We start from the raw sequence: 18,627 nt of genomic DNA, 5'->3' as shown, positions 1-18,627 counted from the left end.
CCGCGGTGTCCGTCAGTGCGCGAAGCTGAACCAGTTCACGTTCACGAAGTCGGCAGGCTGACCGCTGCTGAAGGTCAGATACACGTCATGGGTCCCGGTGACCCCGCTGATGTTGGCCGGGATGGTCTGCCAGTTCTGCCAGCCGCCGGTGCCGGACAGGGCGAAGCTGCCGACGGGGGCGTTGGACCGGCTGTCGAGCCGTACCTCCACCAGGCCGCCCACCCCGGCCGCCGCCCCGCTGGCCACGCGGGCCTTGAACTGCTTGGCGGGTGTCGAGCCGAAGTTGACGCCCTTGTACTGCGCCCAGTCGCCGTTGGAGACGTAGCTGAGGTTCTGGCCGCCGCCGGAGTCGGTGGTGGTCTCGGTGTTCAGGCCGGACTGGCCGTCGTAGGACTCGGCCTGGATGGTGCCGTAGGCGTCGCGGTTGCCGGTGGGCGGGGGAGTGGTGCCGCCACCGCTGCCGGACTGGAGCACCTGGACGTAGTCCACGGTCATCGGGTGGCCCGGGTCGGTGTCGGCGTAGGGGCCGCCGCCGAAGGCGCCCGGGAAGCCGCCGCCCATCGCCACGTTGAGGATGAGGAAGTAGCCGTGCTTCGTGGCGTTGTTCCAGGTCGTGGCGTCGAACTGGTTCGCCCGCACGGTGTGCAGGTTGACCCCGTCGACGTAGAAGCGGATCTCCTCGACGGAGGTCGAGCGGTCCCACTCCATCGCGTAGGTGTGGAACGCGGACTGGCAGGTGCTGCCCGGACAGGCCACGGAATTGCCCACGCCCGTCGTCTCGTTGCACGGGCCGCCGGGGTTGGTGCCGCAGTGGAACGTCGACCAGACGGTGTTCAGGCCCTGGACGTTCTCCATGATGTCCAGCTCGCCGACGCCCGGCCAGTTCTGGTAGTTGCCCCGGTACGGCGCCCCGAGCGCCCAGAACGCCGGCCAGTAGCCCTTGGCCGCCGCGCCGGTGACGTTCGGCATCTGGATGCGCGCCTGCACCCGCAGCTTGCCGCCCGCCGGGGGCTGGAAGTCGGTGCGGTTGGTCTCGATACGGCCCGAGGTCCAGCGGCCCGAGGAGTCGCGGCGCGGGGTGATCAGCAGATTGCCGTTGCCGTCCAGCGCGACGTTGTTGGTGCTGTTGGTCATCGTCTCGACCTCGCCGGTGCCCCAGTTGGCGGCGCCACCGGGATACGAAGTCCCGGTGTCGTACTGCCAGTTCGAGGTGTTCACACCGGAGCCCGCCGAGCCGTTGAAGTCGTCCAGGAACACCTGGGTCCAGCCGGACGGCGGGGTGGGCGCCGAGGCGTCGGCGGGGGCGATGGCCGCCAGCGCGGTCACGGCCGCGAGACCCAGCGTGCCGACGGCGGCGATCAGCGCCCGCCGGACGGAACGCCGACGTCTGCCACCGGCCGGGGAGGTACCGGAGGTTTCACTCATGGGGGTGCCTTCCGGGGTACGGGATGGAGTGCGGGGGTGTCCCTGAGAGCTCTCCGAGACTCTCTGAGAGCGCTCTCAAGGTGCGGTCAATGTCCTCTCCGCGCCTGCGGGCGTCAAGGGTTGAAGCAAGGAAAGTCCTTGTGCCACACGGGAGTTCACCCAGTGAAGGCGTCCTTACCGGTGCAAGTCGCGGGTCCGGCGGGACACGCCGCCCCGGCTCCTCCCCGGACCGTCGTGCCATGATCGGACCAGGTGCGCCGGAAAGGATTGAGACGTGAGGCTGACGATTCTGGGCGGCGGCGGCTTCCGCGTGCCGCTCGTGTACGGCGCGCTGCTGGCCGACCGCGGCGAGGGCCGGGTGCGCGAGGTCGTCCTGCACGACGTGGACACCGCCCGGCTGGACGCGGTCACCCGGGTGCTGGCCGAACAGGCGGCCGGGGTGCCGGACGCGCCCGCCGTACGGGCCACCGGCGACCTGGACGAGGCGCTGCGCGGGGCCGACTTCGTGTTCTCCGCGATCCGGGTCGGCGGGCTGCGCGGGCGGGCGGAGGACGAGCGGGTGGCGCTGGCCGAGGGGGTGCTCGGGCAGGAGACGGTGGGCGCCGGGGGCATCGCCTACGGGCTGCGGACCGTGCCCGTCGCCGTCGACATCGCCCGCCGGGTGGCCCGGCTCGCCCCCGACGCCTGGGTCATCAACTTCACCAACCCGGCCGGTCTGGTCACCGAGGCCATGTCCCGGCACCTCGGCGACCGGGTCATCGGCATCTGCGACTCCCCGGTCGGCCTCGGCCGCCGCGTCGCCCGCGCCCTGGGCGCCGACCCGCGCGAGACGTTCGTCGACTACGTCGGCCTCAACCACCTCGGCTGGGTACGCGGCCTGCGCGTCGCCGGACGCGACGAACTCCCGCGCCTGCTGGCCGACCTGGACCGGCTCGGCTCCTTCGAGGAGGGCAGGCTGTTCGGCCCGGAGTGGCTGCGCTCCCTCGGCGCGATCCCCAACGAGTACCTGCACTACTACTACTTCAACCGCGAGACCGTACGCGCCTACCAGGAGGCCGAGCTGACCCGCGGCGCCTTCCTGCGCGACCAGCAGTCCCGGTTCTACACCGACGCGCTGCGCCCCGACGGGTCCGCGCTGCGGGCCTGGGAGGGCACCCGCGCCGAGCGCGAGGCGACGTACATGGCGGAGAACCGGGAGAGCGCCGGGGCCGGGGAGCGCGAGGAGGAGGATCTGTCGGGCGGCTACGAGCAGGTGGCGCTCGCGCTGATGCGGGCCATCGCCCGCGACGAGCGCACCACCCTGATCCTCAACGTCCGCAACCGCTCCACGCTCGCCGCGCTGGACGCGGACGCGGTGATCGAGGTGCCGTGCCTGGTCGGCGCGGACGGGGCGCATCCGCTGGCCACGGACCCGTTGCCCGGCCATGCCACCGGTCTGGTCTGCTCGGTGAAGGCGGTGGAGCGGGAGGTGCTGGCCGCCACCGAGTCGGGAGCGCGGGAGACAGCTGTGAAGGCGTTCGCGCTGCATCCGCTGGTTGACTCGGTCAACGTGGCCAGGCGGCTGGTCGACGGGTACACCGCCGCCCACCCGGAGCTGGCGTATCTGGTGTGAACACGCGGGAGGGCCGTCCCCCTGAACGGCCCTCCGTCGTGCTCACGGCCGCGTCAGCAGCTCAGCCTGTGAACCGGGTCAACAGCTCAACCCGTGAACCCGGCCGTGATCGAGGTGAACTGCCAGGTGCTCTGGTTGATGCCGGAGCAGTTGCTCACCACGCCACCGCCCGCGCAGGGCCGGTCCCGGTTGACCGCCCAGTAGGCGAGCCGGGCGATGTGGTGCGAGTTGCTCCAGTCGCGGATCTTGGTCCAGATCTCAGGAGTCGTGTTCTCCTGCTGGTCAGAGAGACCGTTCATACCGGAGATGCCGATGTGGGAGTACGCGGTGGCGTCGTCCCAGCCGAAGGTCGATTTCAGCTTGGTCTTCAGGCCCTCGGCCGCGTTCACCGTGTTGCCGTACATGTCCGAGCCGCCGCCGAAGTCGAACGGCATGATCGTGAACACGTCGATGTCGGCGCCGATCGACTTGGCCTGCTCGATGAGCCGGTTGCCGTAGTAGGTCGGGCCGGTGGTCGTGGTGCCGAAGGTGACGATGGTCTTCAGGCCCGGGTTGTTGGCCTTGACCGTCTTCAGCGCGGTGAGGATCTTCGCCTGCACGGTCTCGTTCTCGAACTCGTCCGTGTTCTCGATGTCCATGTCGATCGATTTCAGCGCGTAGGCGTCGATCACCTTCTGGATCGCGCCCGCCAGCGCGCTCGCCGAGGAGCAGTTGGCGCCGAGCTTGCTGCCCTGCCAGCCGCCGAACGACGGCACGATGTCACCGCCCGCCGAGCGGATTTGGTTGATCGCGGTCTGGTCGACCCCGCCGGTCAGCGGCCTGCTGCCGTCCCAGGACGGGGTGCAGCCGCCGGAGTCCAGCACGAACGCCATGGTGAACCACTTCACCCCGGTCGCGTTCATCACCGTCGCCGGGTTCGGCGGGTCGCCCCAGCCCTCGTACAGATACGGCGCGGCCTGCTTGAAGCCGGTGCCGCCGCCCGAGCCCGCGTTCGTCGTCACCGAGACCGAGTTGGAGGCGCCGGAGGAGTTCCCGGCCGCGTCCCGCGCCTTCACGGTGAAGGTGTACGCCGTGCTCGCCGACAGCCCGCTCACCGTGGCCGTGGTGCCGGAGACGCTCAGCACCTGGTTGGAGCCGCTGTAGATGTCGTACGCGGTGACGCCCACGTTGTCGGTGGCCGCGTTCCACTTCAGCGAGACGCTGTTGGAGGTCTTGCCGGTCGAGGTGAGGCCGCCCGGCGTGCTCGGCGCCTGGGTGTCGCCGCCCCCGCCGCCGCCCGGCCCGTCCAGGCTGATGTCGTCGGCCTGGTAGGAGCCCTGCGCGTACCAGCCGTGCACGTACACCGTGGCGCTGGTCTGCGAGGCGCCGGTGGTGAAGGAGACGCTGAGCTGGCTGTACGCCGAGGGGGAGGAGGTCCAGGTCGAGGCGCCGCCGTCCACCCCGAGGTAGACGTACGAGCCGCGGACCCAGCCGGTGAGGGTGTACGCGGTGTTCGGCTTGACGGCGACGGTCTGCGCGCACTGCGCGGTGTCGCTCGAACTCACCGCGCCCTGCAGCGCCTTGGAGCCGCCGTGCACGGGGGAGGAGACGACCGAGCCGAGGTTGCCGGAGCAGGTCCAGGGGGACAGGCCGCCCGACTCGAAGCCGGGATTGGTGAGCACGTTGGCCGCCTGGGCGGTGCCCGGCAGGGCGACGGCCCCGCCGAGCGCGAGAGCGGCGGAGCCGAGCAGGGCGAGAAGCCGACGTCTGGGACGTCCGAGAAGGTGTCGCACGCGATCTCCCTGATGGTATGGGGGCGTTCGGGAGTGCACCGGGGTGCGGGAAGTGCGGAACGAGCCTGCGGAGAGTGCGCCCCCCAAAGTGGTATGGACCAATCCAACTGTCAAGGGACAGTGCGGGATTGGTCCATACCGGGAGGGTGACGGGGCGCTACAGCGGCAGCGCGGCTCCGGCTTCCGCCGATGCGGCGGTCGACGCGGTGAGCGGGGCGGCGGGCGCGGGCAGGCGCAGCTCCGCCTCCTCGGGGGCCAGGTCCGGGAGGGTCGTCGGGCCCAGCGGGCGGGGGCCGGAGACGACCGCGTAGTCCTGGCCCAGGAACGGCGGCTCGACCGTGCCCGGGTCCTCGCCCAGCGCCAACTGCACAGCCGCCCAAGGGGCGTTGACCCCGCACAGGGAGAGCTGGTGCAGGCCGCCCGCGGCGCGGGTGTTGACGTCGAGCAGCACCGGCCGGTCGCCCAGCATGCGGAACTGGACGTTGGACAGGTAGTGCAGCCCGAAGCCCTCCGCGACCAGCCGGGCCGGGGCGAGCCAGCGCTCGTCCAGGGTGAAGCCGCGACGCCGGCCGTTCTTGGTGCGGCCCACCATCAGCCGGGTCCGGTTGTCCGGGCCGGTCAGGCAGTCCACCGACACCTCCGGCTGCTCCAGCCTCGGCATCACCAGCAGGTTCACCGGCTCCTCGGCCTCCCGCAGCGCGGCCACGACGAGGTCCAGCTGCACATACGGGCTCGGGAAGCCGCTCAGATGCGCCAGCGAGAACGGCGAACGGGTGATCATCCGGAAGCCGACCCCACCCGCACCACTGGCGGGCTTGAAGCACGGCCGGTACCCGGCCCCCTCCAACTCCTCCACCGCCGCAATGAGTTCGTCCGCCGTGCGGGCCCGGAACCACGGCGGTACCGGCACGCCCACCGAGCGGACCGCCTCGTACGCGGTCACCTTGTCCTCGAACACCGCCACCGCCTCCGGCGTCGGCGCCAGCAGGGCCGTACCCGCCGCCGCGAAGTCGGCGCGGTGCGCCACGATCGCCGCCTGGTGCAGCCGGGGCACGAAGACATCGATGCCACGCCGTGCGCACTGGTCGAGCGCGTACTCGACGTACCCGGCCGGGGACAGCCCCTCCGGCTCCAGCGCGGCGGTGTCGGCGGCGGCCAGCACGGGCGAGTCCGGGTCGCCGTGCGTCGCGTGGATCTCCACGGCGCGGTCGCTCGGATTTCTCCGCAGCTGATCCATGAAGAACACGTTCTCCGCGTACGTGCGGTTGAGCCATACGCGTACGCGAGAGACCATGCGGGCCGCCTTTCGGGCATTTTCGGGCAGGACTCAGCGGTCCGCGCCCGGACAGGAGGAAGGAAGGGACACCAAACCGCCCTCGGAAAAAGGGTGTTGGGCGGTGAGTGATGGGGCGATCATACGGCCTGCGCGGAGCGCTTCGTGCAACGCGCGTGTTACGGATTCGCCGGGCGCGTCGACCCCCCGGCACCCCGCGCGCACCGGCCACCCTTGCCCGCGCCCCGGCCGATGTGCTGTCGTGGTGCCGCGCCGCACACTGTCGTGGGAGGTCGGGTACCGGTGATCGAGGAGCTGCTGCCGGACCCGGTGGTCGCCGTGGAGTCGTACGGCGCCCCGGACGACGACCCGGACACCGCGCTCTACCCGGAGGAACGGGTACTGGTGGCCCGCGCGGTCGCCAAGCGGCGCCGGGAGTTCACCTCCGCACGCGTCTGCGCGCGGCGCGCGATGGAGAAGCTCGGCCGTCCGCCCGCGCCCGTGCCGACCGGCGAGCGCGGAGCCCCGGTCTGGCCGGACGGGCTGCTCGGCAGCATGACCCACTGCGACGGTTACCGGGGCGCGGCGCTGGCCCGCTCGGGTGATCTGGCCTCCCTCGGCATCGACGCCGAGACGCACGAACCGCTGCCGGAAGGCGTCTTCGACGCCGTGTCGGTCGCCGCCGAACGGGACCGCCACCGGGCGCTGGCCGCCGCCCGGCCGGGCGTGCACTGGGACCGGTTGCTGTTCAGCGCCAAGGAGTCCGTGTACAAGGCGTGGTTCCCGCTGGCCCGCGCCTGGCTGGACTTCTCCGAGGCGGACATCGAGCTGGTCCCGACGCACGACGACCGGGGCACCTTCCACGCCCGACTCCTCGTACCGGGCCCCCTGGTGGGCGGCACCCGGCTGACCGGGTTCGACGGCCGCTGGCTCACCGCCGACGGACTGGTCCTCACGGCGGTGACCGTACCGGCGCCCTGAGTTCTACGGACACCAAGCCCGCAGCAGCTCGAAGAACTCGTCCTCGTTCCCCGCCAACCCCGCGCCCGCCAGGGCCTGTTCCGCCTCCGCCAGCACGGTCGGCGGCACCATGGCCGGGGCCGCTTCCGGCGGGCCGTCCAGGGTGGCGCGCACGGTGTGCAGCAGCCGCAGATACGCCTGGACGGCGGTGCGTTCACGGTCGGTCAGTACGGCGGTCGGCATCGGTCGGCTCCCCGGTCGGCGGCACGGTTCACGCACGCTGGCGCCACGCGCCGCCCCTCGCGGCACGCAGGGGTCCAGCTTGCCGCCCGCCACTGACAACGCCGCCGCTCCGGCCCGCCCGGGGTCGCCCGTACGGCCCACGCCCGACTCAGCCCTGCGGCCCCGGATACCCCAGCGACTGACCGATGCGACCGGCCACGTCGTCCCGGCGCACCGGCCCGCTCAGTGACGAACCCGTCATCCGGGTACGGCACTTGCTCGCCAGCAGCAGGCCGAACGCCTCCGCGTCCCGCTCCTCGTCCGCGTCGAAGCGGGTGCGCGCGGCGACCCGGTGCACGGCCGCCCGCAGCGCGTCCCGGTCGGTGTCGTCGGTCAGCAGCCGGGTGGCCACGCCCATGCCGAGACCGTCGACCCGGTGCGCGGCGTGATCGGTCTGCATGTGCCACAGCTCATGGCCGAGGATCACCAACTGGTGGTCGGGGGCGGTGCGTTCCTCCACCACGACCAGATCGCGGTCGCTCATGTCCAGCCACAGCCCGCTGGCCGTGCCGGGCGGGAAGGCCGACGTACGGAAGTGCACCGGGCGGCCGCGCCTGCGGCTCATCGCCGAGCACAGGGAGCGGTACAGCTCGTCGGGCGGCACCGGGGCGGGGCGCCGGTCCAGCTGGCCGACCAGTTCGGCGCACAGCCGCCGCATGCCCCTGGCGGTGCTCTTGGCGGTGTTCCTGGAGCTCATCGCGTTCACGACCCCGGCTGCCGGACGCTCTCCAGCAGCATGTCCAGCCACTCCGCGACCTTGTCCCGGTGCTGGTCCGTGGGGAGCTGGGCGGCCCGCCAGGCGATCCCGCGCACCCCGTGGTCCTGGAGCAGCCGTTCCAGCGGGTCCTGCGCGGTGCCGGAGGCGGCCCGCTCCCGGTCCGCCAGCTTCTGGAGCAGCTCCTGCTCGATGTGCTGCAAGGCGCCGGCCAGGGCCTCGGGGTCCTCCGCCGTGAGGAAACCGGCGTGCACGTGGAAGAACCGCTGGAGCGCGTCGCAGTGCTCCATCGTGGGCCGCCGGTCGCCGTTGATCAGGGCGCCCGCCTGCTGCCGGGACATGCCCGCGCCGTCCGCGATCTCCTGCTGGGTGTATCTGCGGCCGCCGGGCTTCAGCCGGGTGCGGCGCAGCAGGTCCAGACGTTGCAGGAAGCGGGCCTGCACATCCGGTTCACCGGCCGGGCGGCCGCAGAGGAGCGCCTTGACCACCGGTTCCGGGACCCCGCTGCCGACCGAGAGCCGGGCGGTGTCGAAGACCTCGGGGTGCGGTACGCCGAGCCGGTCGGCGAGCGCGGTGACACGGGCGACGACGGCCGGCAGCTGAGCGGTCGCCGTGGCGCCCGGATTCTCGTAGCCATCCGTCACCGACAGAACTCCTACGTCTCTGGGCGGCCGCGCGAGATCGGGCGCGCTTGTCACCCCCGGCCGCCGTGAACATCCCGGAGAGTAGCCCGTGGTTCGAACTCGCATCCAGGTCTCGCCACAACTGTGGCGAATTTCAGCCGTCAACAGGCATGGAATGCCACGATAGTTGACACCGCTCTCGTCGGGGCAGCAGGATCGCAGCGCCGCGTGCAGGCGGCCGAGGCAAGAGGGGTGACCACCCGATGGCACATCAGGCGGGAGGGCGGCGACCGGTACCCCGGTCCGTCCCCGAGAGCGGTGCTGCGCGAGCGTATCTGGACGACTACGCCGCCGTGGTGGAGGCCGCTCCGCACCCCTCGCTCGTCGTGGACCACCGCTGGCGCGTGATCCTGGCCAACGACGCCTTCGCCACCCTCTTCGGGGAGGTGCGGCACCACCCCACCGCGATGCCCGGAGACAACTTCCTGCGGTTCGTCCTCTTCCACCCCGACGCGGGCCGGGTGCTCGGCGAGCACGAGCCGGGCTGGTGCCTGCCGATGCTGGCCCAGCTGAAGACCGCGCTGGAGGGGTACGGCCACGACCACGAACTCCAGGCGATACGCCGGGACGTGGCGCACGACCCGATCATGGACGCCGCCTACCGGCAGGGGCTGCCGTACTGGATGCACGCCGTCGGCGAGAGTGCCGCCCGGCTCGACGGCGCCGTCCGCCTGCTGCACCACCCGGACCCGCGCCGGGGCACCGCCGAGTGCCGGGTGGTGGACGAGACCCCGCCGCTCCTGCGCGACCTGGGCCACCGGCGCCTGACGATGATCCCCCGGCAGCCGTCCGCCACCACCCGCCGCGCCCACCTGACGATCGTCCCCACCCCGTAGACCTGGCCCGGCCCCGTCGGTGTTCAGGTCATCGACGGCGCCGGGTCATCCGCACCCCGCATCTCTTACGCAAGCAGCTTGCGTAAATTGCGCTACCCTTGCGCGCATGACGCGACGACTTGCGGAAGTGGCGAAGAAGGTCGGAGTCAGCGAGGCCACGGTCAGCCGGGTGCTCAACGGCAAGCCCGGAGTCTCCGACGCCACCCGGCAGTCGGTCCTCACCGCCCTGGACGTACTGGGCTACGAGCGCCCCACCCAGCTGCGCGGCGAACGCGCCCGCCTGGTCGGCCTCGTCCTGCCGGAACTCCAGAACCCGATCTTCCCGGCGTTCGCCGAGGTCATCGGCGGCGCGCTCGCCCAGCTCGGGCTGACCCCGGTGCTGTGCACCCAGACCAAGGGCGGCGTCTCGGAGGCCGACTACGTCGAACTCCTCCTCCAGCAGCAGGTCTCCGGCGTCGTGTTCGCCGGTGGCCTCTACGCGCAGGCCGACGCCCCGCACGACCACTACCGCAGGCTCGCCGACCGCAACATCCCGGTCGTGCTGGTCAACGCGGCCATAGAGCGCCTCGGCTTTCCCGCCGTCTCCTGCGACGACACGGTCGCCGTCGAGCAGGCGTGGCGTCACCTCGCCTCCCTCGGCCACGAGCGCATCGGCCTGGTCCTCGGCCCCGGCGACCACGTCCCCTCCGCCCGCAAGCTCGCCGCCGCCCGCGCGCTGGCCGGTGACCTGCCGGACGCCCAGGTGGCCCGCGCCATCTTCTCCATCGAGGGCGGTCACGCCGCCGCCTCCCGGCTGATCGACCAGGGCGTCACCGGCATCATCTGCGCCAGCGACCCGCTCGCCCTCGGCGCGGTGCGGGCCGCCCGGCGCAAGGGCCTCGACGTGCCGGGCCGGATCTCCGTGGTCGGCTACGACGACTCAGCGTTCATGAACTGCACCGAGCCCCCGCTGACCACCGTGCGCCAGCCCATCGAGGCGATGGGCCGTGCCGCCGTGGAACTGCTGAACGCGCAGATCGGCGGCAGCGCGGTCCCCGCCGAGGAGCTGCTGTTCGAACCCGAACTGGTGGTCCGGGGCTCCACCGCGCAAGCCCCGCGCGACTGAGCGCTCCGGAGAGCCGCTTGCCTGTCGAATAATTACAGATTACGCGCGACATCTTGCGGCCCGGTGTCGTCGATGCTTGAGTGTGCGGCGCCCACCGCTCCTGCCTTGAGGGGTCCACCGATGAGAAGCACCGGGTTCCGCCGCACCGTCGCCGCGATCGGCGTCTGTTCCTCCCTCGCCCTCACCGCAGCAGCCTGCGGTTCGGACGACGACAGCTCGGCGGGCGGCAAGACCCGCATCACCGTCAACTGCGAGCCGCCCAAGAGCGCCAAGGTCGACCGCCAGTTCTTCGACGAGGACATCGCCTCCTTCGAGAAGACCCACCCGGACATCGACGTCGTCGCCCACGACGCCTTCCCCTGCCAGGACCCCAAGACCTTCGACGCCAAGCTCGCGGGCGGCCAGATGGAGGACGTGTTCTACACCTACTTCACCGACGCCCGGCATGTGGTCGACATCCACCAGGCCGCCGACCTCACCCCGTATTTGAAGGACCTCAAGAGCTACGACTCGATCCAGCAGCAGCTCCGGGACATCTACACCGTCGACGGCAAGGTCTACGGCATCCCGCGCACCGGCTACTCCATGGGGCTGATCTACAACCGCGCCCTGTTCCAGAAGGCCGGTCTCGACCCCGACAAGCCCCCGGCCACCTGGGACGAGGTCCGCGCCGCCGCCAAGAAGATCGCCGGGCTCGGCAACGGCACCGTCGGCTACGCCGACTACAGCGCGCAGAACCAGGGCGGCTGGCACTTCACCGCCGAGCTGTACTCCCAGGGCGGGAACGTCGTCAGCGCCGACGGCAAGAAGGCCACCGTCGACACCCCCGAGGGCAAGGCGGTGCTGCAGAACCTGCACGACATGCGCTGGGCGGACGACTCCATGGGCAGCAAGCAGCTCCTCGTCATCAACGACGCCCAGCAGCTGATGGGTTCGGGCAAGCTCGGCATGTACCTCTCGGCGCCGGACAACATCCCGATCCTGGTCAAGGAGAAGGGCGGCTCCTACAAGGACCTGGCGCTCGCCCCGATGCCCGGCGGCAAGGGCACGCTCATCGGCGGCGACGGCTACATGTTCAACAAGAAGGCCAGCCCCGCCCAGATCCGCGCCGGACTGCAGTGGCTCGACCACATGTTCCTCACCCCCGGAGACGGCTTCCTCGGCGACTACGCCCGCGCCAAGAAGAACGACGCACCCGTCGGCCTGCCCGAGCCGCGCCTGTTCACCGGCGCCGCCGACGCCAAGGACCAGCAGGTCAAGAAGGCCAACGCCAACGTCCCGGTGGAGAACTACCAGACCTTCCTGGACGGCAACCAGAGCCTGGACATGAAGATCGAGCCGCCGCACGCCCAGCAGATCTACTCGGTGCTCGACGGTGTCGTCTCCGCCGTCCTCACCAAGAAGGACGCGGACATCGACCAGTTGCTGAAGGACGCGTCCGGCAAGATCGACAGCATCCTGGCGCGGGGCTGACCGCCATGACCAAGACGGCCGAGCGGCTCCCCGCGGCCGCCGCCCCCCTGGCCCCGGCCGCGCCCCCCGAGGGCGGCGGCCGGGGGCGCCGGGTCCTGGCCGACCAGGTCCGCGCCTACGGCTTCCTCCTCGGCGGCCTGGTCTGCTTCGCCCTGTTCTCCTGGTACCCGGCGATCCGCGCCGTCGTCATCGCCTTCCAGCGCTACACCCCCGGCTCGGCTCCCGAGTGGGTCGGCACCGCCAACTTCCGCCGGGTCCTGCACGATCCGGAGTTCGGCGCCGCCTGGCGCAACACCCTCACCTTCACCCTGCTCGCCCTCCTCCTCGGCTTCGCCGTCCCCTTCGTCCTCGCCCTCGTCCTCAACGAACTCCGGCACGCCAAGGCGTTCTTCCGGGTCGTGGTCTACCTCCCGGTGATGATCCCACCGGTGGTCAGCGCCCTGCTGTGGAAGTGGTTCTACGACCCCGGCGCCGGACTCGCCAACGAGACGCTGCGCGCCCTGCACCTGCCCACCTCGAACTGGTCCAACGGCACCGACACCGCGCTGATCTCCCTGGTGATCGTGGCGACCTGGGCCAACCTGGGCGGCACCGTCCTCATCTACCTCGCCGCCCTCCAGTCCATCCCCGGCGAGCTGTACGAGGCCGCCGAACTCGACGGAGCCAACCTCCTCCAGCGCGTCCGGCACGTCACGATCCCGCAGACCCGGTTCGTGATCCTGATGCTGATGCTCCTTCAGATCATTGCCACCATGCAGGTGTTCACCGAACCCTTCGTGATCACCGGCGGCGGCCCGGAGAGCGCGACCGTCACCGTGCTCTACCTCATCTACAAGTACGCCTTCCTCTACAACGACTTCGGCGGCGCCTGCGCCCTCAGCGTCATGCTGCTCGCGCTGCTCGGCGCCTTCTCCGCCCTGTACCTGCGGCTCACCCGCACCGAGGGGGACGCATGAACACCCGTACTGAGGTGAGCACATGAGCACCCGCACCCTCATCTCCCCGGCCACCCTCGCCCGCCCGCGCGGAAAGGCCCTGTACTGGACGGTGTTCTGGGCCGTCGTCGTCCTCTTCGCGCTCGCCTTCCTGTTCCCGGTGTACTGGATGGCGTCCGGCGCGATGAAGTCCCCGGACGAGATCGCCCGAACCCCGCCCACCCTGGTCCCCGAGCACTGGCACCTCAGCGGTTACACCGACGCGTGGGACCTGATGCAGCTCCCGCAGCACCTGTGGAACACCGTGGTGCAGGCGGCCGGTGCCTGGGCCTTCCAGCTGGTGTTCTGCACGGCCGCCGCGTACGCCCTGTCCAAGCTGAAGCCCGCCTTCGGCAACGTGGTCCTGGGCGGCATCCTCGCCACCCTGATGGTCCCGGCGCAGGCGCTCGTCGTACCGAAGTACCTGACCGCGGCCGACCTGCCGCTGATCCACACCAGTCTGCTCAACGACCCGCTCGGCATCTGGCTGCCGGCCGTCGCCAACGCCTTCAACCTCTATCTGCTCAAGCGGTTCTTCGACCAGCTGCCCCGCGATGTGCTGGAGGCCGCCGAGATCGACGGCGCGGGGAAGCTGCGCACCCTGTGGTCGGTCGTACTGCCCATGTCCCGGCCGGTGCTCGGCGTGGTCTCCATCTTCGCGCTGGTCGCCGTCTGGCAGGACTTCCTCTGGCCGCTGATGGTCTTCTCCGACACCGACAAGCAGCCGATCAGTGTGGCGCTCGTCCAGTTGTCGCAGAACATCCAGCTCACCGTGCTCGTCGCGGCCATGGTGATCGCCAGCATCCCCATGGTGGCGCTCTTCCTCGTGTTCCAGCGGCACATCATCGCCGGGATCAGCGCGGGCAGCACCAAGGGCTGACCCGGCCCCCTCGACACACTCGACAGAAAGGGCACGCACCGTGGCACAGCCCACCCATGCCCGCAGGCAGGCCGACTGGTGGCGCTCGGCCGTCATCTACCAGGTGTACGTGCGCAGCTTCGCCGACGGCGACGGCGACGGCACCGGAGACCTCGCCGGGGTCCGCGCCCGACTGCCCTACCTCGCCGAACTCGGCGTGGACGCCCTGTGGTTCAACCCCTGGTACCTGTCCCCGATGAAGGACGGCGGCTACGACGTCGCCGACTACCGCACCGTCGACCCCGCCTTCGGCACTCTCGCCGAGGCCGAGAAGCTCATCGCCGAGGCCCGTGAGCTGGGCATCCGCACCATCGTCGACATCGTGCCCAACCACGTCTCCGACCAGCACCCCTGGTTCCGGGCCGCGCTCGCCGCCGGGCCCGGCAGCCCCGAGCGCGAACTCTTCCACTTCCGCCCCGGACGCGGCGCGCACGGCGAACTCCCGCCCAACGACTGGCCGTCGCAGTTCGTCGGCACCACCGAACCGGTGTGGACCCGGCTGCCCGACGGCGACTGGTACCTGCACCTGTTCACCCCCGAGCAGCCCGACCTGAACTGGGGCCACCCGGCCGTGCACCGCGAGCACGAGGACATCCTGCGCTTCTGGTTCGAGCGCGGTGTCGCGGGCGTCCGCATCGACTCCGCCGCCCTGCTCGCCAAGGACCCCGACCTCCCCGACCTCGCCGGGGCCCCCGACCCGCACCCCTTCGTCGACCGCGACGAACTCCACGACGTCTACCGCGCCTGGCGAGCCGTCGCCGACGAGTACGACGGGGTGTTCGTGGGCGAGGTCTGGCTCCCCGACGCCGAGCGCTTCGCCCGCTACCTCCGCCCCGACGAACTGCACACCGCCTTCAACTTCGCCTTCCTGTCCTGCCCCTGGGACGCGGACCGGCTGCGCGGCGCCATCGACTCCACCCTCGCCGAGCACGCCCCCGTCGGCGCCCCCGCCACCTGGGTGCTGTGCAACCACGACATCACCCGCACCGTCACCCGCTACGGCCGTACCGACACCGGCTTCGACTTCGCCGCCAAGGCGTTCGGCACCCCCACCGACCTCGCCCTCGGCACCCGCCGCGCCCGCGCCGCCGCCCTGCTCTCCCTCGCCCTGCCCGGCTCGGTCTACCTGTACCAGGGGGAGGAGCTGGGCCTGCCCGAGGCGGACATCCCGGTGGACCGGATCGAGGACCCGATGCACCACCGCTCCGGCGGCACCGACCCCGGCCGGGACGGCTGCCGGGTCCCGCTGCCCTGGTCGGCCGACGCCCCGTACGCGGGGTTCGGCTCGCGCGAGGAGCCCTGGCTGCCGCAGCCGGAGGGCTGGGCGGCGTACGCGGCCGAGCGGCAGGAACCCGACCCGCACTCCATGCTCACCCTGTACCGCGAGGCGCTCGCCGCCCGTCCCGCCTTCGGCGAGGGTCCGCTGACCTGGCTCCCGGCCCCCGAGGGCGCCCTCGCCTTCGCCCGCGCCGACGGCGCCCTGTGCGTGGTGAACCTCGCCCCCACCCCCGCCGAACTGCCCGCGCACTCCGAACTCCTGATCAGCAGCGCCCCCTTGGACGAGTCGGGCCGACTGCCGCAGGACACGGCGGTCTGGCTGCGCGCCTGAACCGCCCCACCCCCGCACCTGCTATCCCCGGCACCCCCACCCCTGAAGGGATCAGCACATGCACAGAAGCAGCACCGCCAGACACCTCAGGAGCCTGCCCGCCCTCGGCGCCGTCGTCGCGCTCGCCGCGGGCATGACGGTCGCGCTCGCCCCGGCCGCGCACGCCGCCTCCGGCGCCACCCTCCCCTTCACCTCCGTCGAGGCCGAGTCCGCCACCACCACCGGCACCAAGGTGGGCCCCGACTACACGCAGGGCAGCCTCGCCTCCGAGGCGTCCGGACGGCAGGCCGTACGCCTCAACTCCGGCCAGCGTGTGGAGTTCACCGTGCCGCGCGCGGCCAACGCGGTGAACGTCTCCTACAGCGTCCCGGACGGCCAGTCCGGCTCCCTCGCGGTCTACGTGAACGGCACCCGGATCGCCAAGACGCTTCCCGTCACCTCCAAGTACAGCTACATCGACACCAGTTGGATACCGGGCTCGAAGAACCACCACTTCTTCGACAACGCCCGCCTCCTGCTCGGCCAGAACGTCCAGGCGGGCGACAAGGTCGCCTTCGAGCCCACCGGCACCCAAGTCACGGTGGACGTCGCCGACTTCGAGCAGGCCGCGGCCGCCGCCGCCCAGCCCGCCGGTTCGGTGTCCGTCGTCTCCAAGGGCGCCGACCCCAGCGGCGGCGGCGACTCCACCCAGGCGTTCCGCGACGCCATCGCGGCCGCGCAGGGCGGCACGGTGTGGATTCCGCCGGGCGAGTACCGGATCACGTCCTCGCTTCAAGGGGTGCAGAACGTGACGCTGCGCGGCGCGGGCCACTGGTACTCGGTCGTGCGCACCTCCCGCTTCATCGACCAGTCCAGCTCCTCCGGCAACGTCCACCTGCGGGACTTCGCGGTCATCGGCGAGGTCACCGAGCGCGTCGACTCCAGCCCGGACAACTTCGTCAACGGCTCGCTCGGCCCCAACTCGTCCGTGTCCGGCATGTGGGTCCAGCACATGAAGGTCGGCCTGTGGCTGTTGGGCAACAACGACAACCTGGTCGTGGAGAACAACCGCATCCTCGACACCACCGCCGACGGCCTCAACCTCAACGGCAACGCCCGCGGGGTGCGCGTCAGCAACAACTTCCTGCGCAACCAGGGTGACGACTCGCTCGCCATGTGGTCCCTCTACGCCCCCGACAGCAACTCCAGCTTCGAGAACAACACCATCTCGCAGCCCAACCTCGCCAACGGCATCGCCATCTACGGCGGCACCGACATCTCGGTGAAGAACAACCTGGTCTCCGACACCAACGCCCTCGGCAGCGGTATCGCCATCTCCAACCAGAAGTTCCTCGACCCCTTCTCCCCGCTGGCGGGCACCATCACCGTCTCGGGCAACACCCTGGTCCGCACCGGCGCCCTGAACCCCAACTGGAACCACCCGATGGGCGCGCTGCGCGTCGACTCCTACGACAGCGCCATCAACGCCACGGTCAACATCACCGACACCACGATCACCGACAGCCCGTACAGCGCCTTCGAGTTCGTGTCCGGCGGCGGGCAGGGCTACCCGGTGCGCAACGTCAACGTGACCGGTGCGACGGTGAAGAACACCGGGACCGTGGTCGTCCAGGCCGAGGCGCAGGGCGCGGCCACCTTCAAGAACGTCACCGCCACCCAGGTGGGCGTCGCCGGGATCTACAACTGCCCCTATCCGGCGAACTCCGGCTCCTTCGCGCTCACCGACGGCGGCGGCAACTCCGGCTGGAACAGCACCTGGGCGGACTGCTCGACCTGGCCCCAGCCCGGCCAGGGCAACCCCGAGCCGGACCCGAACCGCAACCTGGTCAAGGGCCGTCCGGCCACCGCGACCGGCTCGCAGGACGTCTACACCCCCGGCAAGGCGGCCGACGGTGACGCCAACACCTACTGGGAGTCGGCCAACAACGCCTTCCCTCAGTCCTGGACGGCCGACCTCGGCTCCGCCTACCCGGTCCGCCGGGTCGTCCTGAAGCTGCCCCCGTCCTCGGCGTGGGGCGCCCGTACCCAGACCATCGCCGTGCAGGGCAGCACCGACGGCTCGACCTTCACCACCCTGTCCGGCGCCCAGGGCTACCGCTTCGACCCGGCGAGCGGCAACACCGTCACCGTGTCCCTGCCGAGCGGGACGAGTCTGCGCCAGCTGCGGCTCACCGTGAGCGGCAACACCGGCTGGCCCGCGGGGCAGTTCAGCGAGGTGGAGGCGTACCAGACCCCCTGACCGAAATATTTTCGTCAGGTACGGATCAAGCCACGATAGGGTGCCCCGGTGACCACGCAATCGAACATTCCCGCAGGCTCGTACCCCGACGCGAACAGCGCGGACGGGACGCCCGGCGGCACCCTCTTCACCGAGCCCGTCCTGGTGGTGAACCAGAAGGCCAAGCTCATCGAGCTGACCAACGAGTACAAGGTCATGGACCAGAACGGCCGTGACCTCGGTTCCGTGGTCGAGGTCGGGCAGACCGTGCTCCGCAAGATCCTGCGTTTCGTCTCCAGCCTGGACCAGTACCTCACCCACCGGCTGGAGATCCGGGACACCCAGGGGCAGCCGCAGCTGCTGCTCACCCGGCCCGCGAAGATCTTCAAGTCGCGGGTCCTGGTGGCCCGTCCGGACGGTTCGCCGGTCGGTGAGATCGTCCAGCAGAACATGATCGGGAAGATCAACTTCGCCATGAACGTGGACGGCCACCAGGTCGGCGCGATCAAGGCGGAGAACTGGCGGGCCTGGAACTTCGCCATCGTGGACCACGAGGGCACCGAGATCGCCCGCATCACCAAGACCTGGGAAGGTCTGGCCAAGACGCTGTTCACCACGGCGGACAACTACGTCCTCCAGATTCACCGCCCGCTGCCCGAGCCGCTGCTGAGCCTGGTCGTGGCGACGGCGCTCACCGTGGACACCGCGCTCAAGCAGGACGCGCGCGGCCTGGGCTGACGAGTCCCCGGACAGACGGAAGGGCGGCCGGCG

At 71.0% G+C, this 18,627-nt stretch carries 16 protein-coding genes; 10 read left to right on the top strand and 6 right to left on the bottom strand.

Annotated features, from left to right (window positions below; translation table 11 throughout):
* Positions 1-12: 12 nt before the first annotated feature.
* Entirely contained in the window at positions 13-1,425 is a 1,413-nt protein-coding gene (locus tag ACI2LY_RS05565) for a glycoside hydrolase family 16 protein (protein ID WP_404705999.1), read from the bottom strand.
* Between the two features lie 274 nt (positions 1,426-1,699).
* Between ACI2LY_RS05565 and ACI2LY_RS05560 the strand changes: the two genes are divergently transcribed.
* Positions 1,700-3,037 (top strand): 6-phospho-beta-glucosidase, encoded by a 1,338-nt coding sequence (locus tag ACI2LY_RS05560; protein ID WP_404705998.1) that lies wholly within the window; start codon positions 1,700-1,702, stop codon positions 3,035-3,037.
* Positions 3,038-3,123: 86 nt separating this feature from the next.
* Here the strand turns inward: ACI2LY_RS05560 and ACI2LY_RS05555 are convergent, their stop codons facing one another.
* Together ACI2LY_RS05555 and ACI2LY_RS05550 are read right to left on the bottom strand one after the other, a co-directional pair.
* Positions 3,124-4,809 carry a carbohydrate binding domain-containing protein gene (locus ACI2LY_RS05555; protein WP_404705997.1) on the bottom strand — a complete coding sequence of 562 codons (1,686 nt, stop codon included), beginning with the start codon at positions 4,807-4,809 and terminating at the stop codon, positions 3,124-3,126.
* A gap of 157 nt (positions 4,810-4,966) precedes the next feature.
* Complete coding sequence (locus tag ACI2LY_RS05550) at positions 4,967-6,103, bottom strand: ATP-grasp domain-containing protein (RefSeq protein WP_404705996.1); 1,137 nt, start codon at positions 6,101-6,103, stop codon at positions 4,967-4,969.
* A gap of 282 nt (positions 6,104-6,385) precedes the next feature.
* On the opposite strand from ACI2LY_RS05550, the gene ACI2LY_RS05545 reads away from it, so the two are divergent.
* A complete protein-coding gene (locus ACI2LY_RS05545) occupies positions 6,386-7,063 on the top strand; it encodes a 4'-phosphopantetheinyl transferase (RefSeq protein WP_404706484.1) in 678 nt (225 codons plus the stop codon).
* 3 nt (positions 7,064-7,066) lie between these two features.
* Here ACI2LY_RS05545 and ACI2LY_RS05540 read toward each other — a convergent pair whose 3' ends face one another.
* The 3 genes from ACI2LY_RS05540 to ACI2LY_RS05530 form a co-directional block, all read right to left on the bottom strand.
* On the bottom strand, positions 7,067-7,285 hold the full coding sequence (locus ACI2LY_RS05540) for a hypothetical protein (RefSeq protein WP_389001917.1): 219 nt from the start codon (positions 7,283-7,285) through the stop codon (positions 7,067-7,069).
* A gap of 148 nt (positions 7,286-7,433) precedes the next feature.
* On the bottom strand, positions 7,434-7,982 hold the full coding sequence (locus ACI2LY_RS05535) for a toxin-antitoxin system, toxin component (RefSeq protein ID WP_393592615.1): 549 nt from the start codon (positions 7,980-7,982) through the stop codon (positions 7,434-7,436).
* Between the two features lie 44 nt (positions 7,983-8,026).
* Positions 8,027-8,683, bottom strand: coding sequence for a helix-turn-helix domain-containing protein (locus ACI2LY_RS05530; protein ID WP_404705995.1), 657 nt, complete (start codon positions 8,681-8,683; stop codon positions 8,027-8,029).
* 242 nt (positions 8,684-8,925) lie between these two features.
* On the opposite strand from ACI2LY_RS05530, the gene ACI2LY_RS05525 reads away from it, so the two are divergent.
* From ACI2LY_RS05525 to ACI2LY_RS05490, 8 genes are all read left to right on the top strand, one after another.
* Positions 8,926-9,558 carry a PAS domain-containing protein gene (locus ACI2LY_RS05525; RefSeq protein ID WP_404705994.1) on the top strand — a complete coding sequence of 211 codons (633 nt, stop codon included), beginning with the start codon at positions 8,926-8,928 and terminating at the stop codon, positions 9,556-9,558.
* A gap of 106 nt (positions 9,559-9,664) precedes the next feature.
* Positions 9,665-10,663, top strand: a complete 999-nt coding sequence (locus ACI2LY_RS05520; protein WP_393911544.1) for a LacI family DNA-binding transcriptional regulator — start codon at positions 9,665-9,667, stop codon at positions 10,661-10,663.
* 120 nt (positions 10,664-10,783) lie between these two features.
* Positions 10,784-12,136 carry an ABC transporter substrate-binding protein gene (locus tag ACI2LY_RS05515; RefSeq protein ID WP_404705993.1) on the top strand — a complete coding sequence of 451 codons (1,353 nt, stop codon included), beginning with the start codon at positions 10,784-10,786 and terminating at the stop codon, positions 12,134-12,136.
* Between the two features lie 5 nt (positions 12,137-12,141).
* Complete coding sequence (locus tag ACI2LY_RS05510) at positions 12,142-13,092, top strand: carbohydrate ABC transporter permease (RefSeq protein WP_404705992.1); 951 nt, start codon at positions 12,142-12,144, stop codon at positions 13,090-13,092.
* 22 nt (positions 13,093-13,114) lie between these two features.
* Positions 13,115-13,990, top strand: a complete 876-nt coding sequence (locus ACI2LY_RS05505) for a carbohydrate ABC transporter permease (protein WP_393911541.1) — start codon at positions 13,115-13,117, stop codon at positions 13,988-13,990.
* A 40-nt stretch (positions 13,991-14,030) separates the two neighbouring features.
* Entirely contained in the window at positions 14,031-15,638 is a 1,608-nt protein-coding gene (locus ACI2LY_RS05500) for a glycoside hydrolase family 13 protein (protein WP_404705991.1), read from the top strand.
* A 58-nt stretch (positions 15,639-15,696) separates the two neighbouring features.
* Complete coding sequence (locus ACI2LY_RS05495) at positions 15,697-17,877, top strand: discoidin domain-containing protein (protein WP_404705990.1); 2,181 nt, start codon at positions 15,697-15,699, stop codon at positions 17,875-17,877.
* A 48-nt stretch (positions 17,878-17,925) separates the two neighbouring features.
* Positions 17,926-18,594: an LURP-one-related/scramblase family protein gene (locus ACI2LY_RS05490; protein WP_404705989.1), complete on the top strand. Its 669-nt coding sequence runs from the start codon at positions 17,926-17,928 to the stop codon at positions 18,592-18,594.
* Positions 18,595-18,627: the final 33 nt, after the last annotated feature.

The organism is Streptomyces sp. NPDC002176 (assembly GCF_044903645.1).
Lineage (GTDB): Bacteria > Actinomycetota > Actinomycetes > Streptomycetales > Streptomycetaceae > Streptomyces.
The sequence above is the reverse complement of the archived record's forward strand: the minus strand, read 5'-3'. Positions and strand labels throughout refer to the sequence as shown.

Coding starts and splice junctions, on each gene's coding strand:
- ACI2LY_RS05510 (WP_404705992.1), top strand. CDS start 12,142: ATGACCAAGACGGCCGAGCGGCTCCCCGCGGCCGCCGCCCCCCTGGCC.
- ACI2LY_RS05540 (WP_389001917.1), bottom strand. CDS start 7,285: ATGCCGACCGCCGTACTGACCGACCGTGAACGCACCGCCGTCCAGGCG.
- ACI2LY_RS05525 (WP_404705994.1), top strand. CDS start 8,926: ATGGCACATCAGGCGGGAGGGCGGCGACCGGTACCCCGGTCCGTCCCC.
- ACI2LY_RS05520 (WP_393911544.1), top strand. CDS start 9,665: ATGACGCGACGACTTGCGGAAGTGGCGAAGAAGGTCGGAGTCAGCGAG.
- ACI2LY_RS05505 (WP_393911541.1), top strand. CDS start 13,115: ATGAGCACCCGCACCCTCATCTCCCCGGCCACCCTCGCCCGCCCGCGC.
- ACI2LY_RS05535 (WP_393592615.1), bottom strand. CDS start 7,982: ATGCGGCGGCTGTGCGCCGAACTGGTCGGCCAGCTGGACCGGCGCCCC.
- ACI2LY_RS05495 (WP_404705990.1), top strand. CDS start 15,697: ATGCACAGAAGCAGCACCGCCAGACACCTCAGGAGCCTGCCCGCCCTC.
- ACI2LY_RS05565 (WP_404705999.1), bottom strand. CDS start 1,425: ATGAGTGAAACCTCCGGTACCTCCCCGGCCGGTGGCAGACGTCGGCGT.
- ACI2LY_RS05550 (WP_404705996.1), bottom strand. CDS start 6,103: ATGGTCTCTCGCGTACGCGTATGGCTCAACCGCACGTACGCGGAGAAC.
- ACI2LY_RS05515 (WP_404705993.1), top strand. CDS start 10,784: ATGAGAAGCACCGGGTTCCGCCGCACCGTCGCCGCGATCGGCGTCTGT.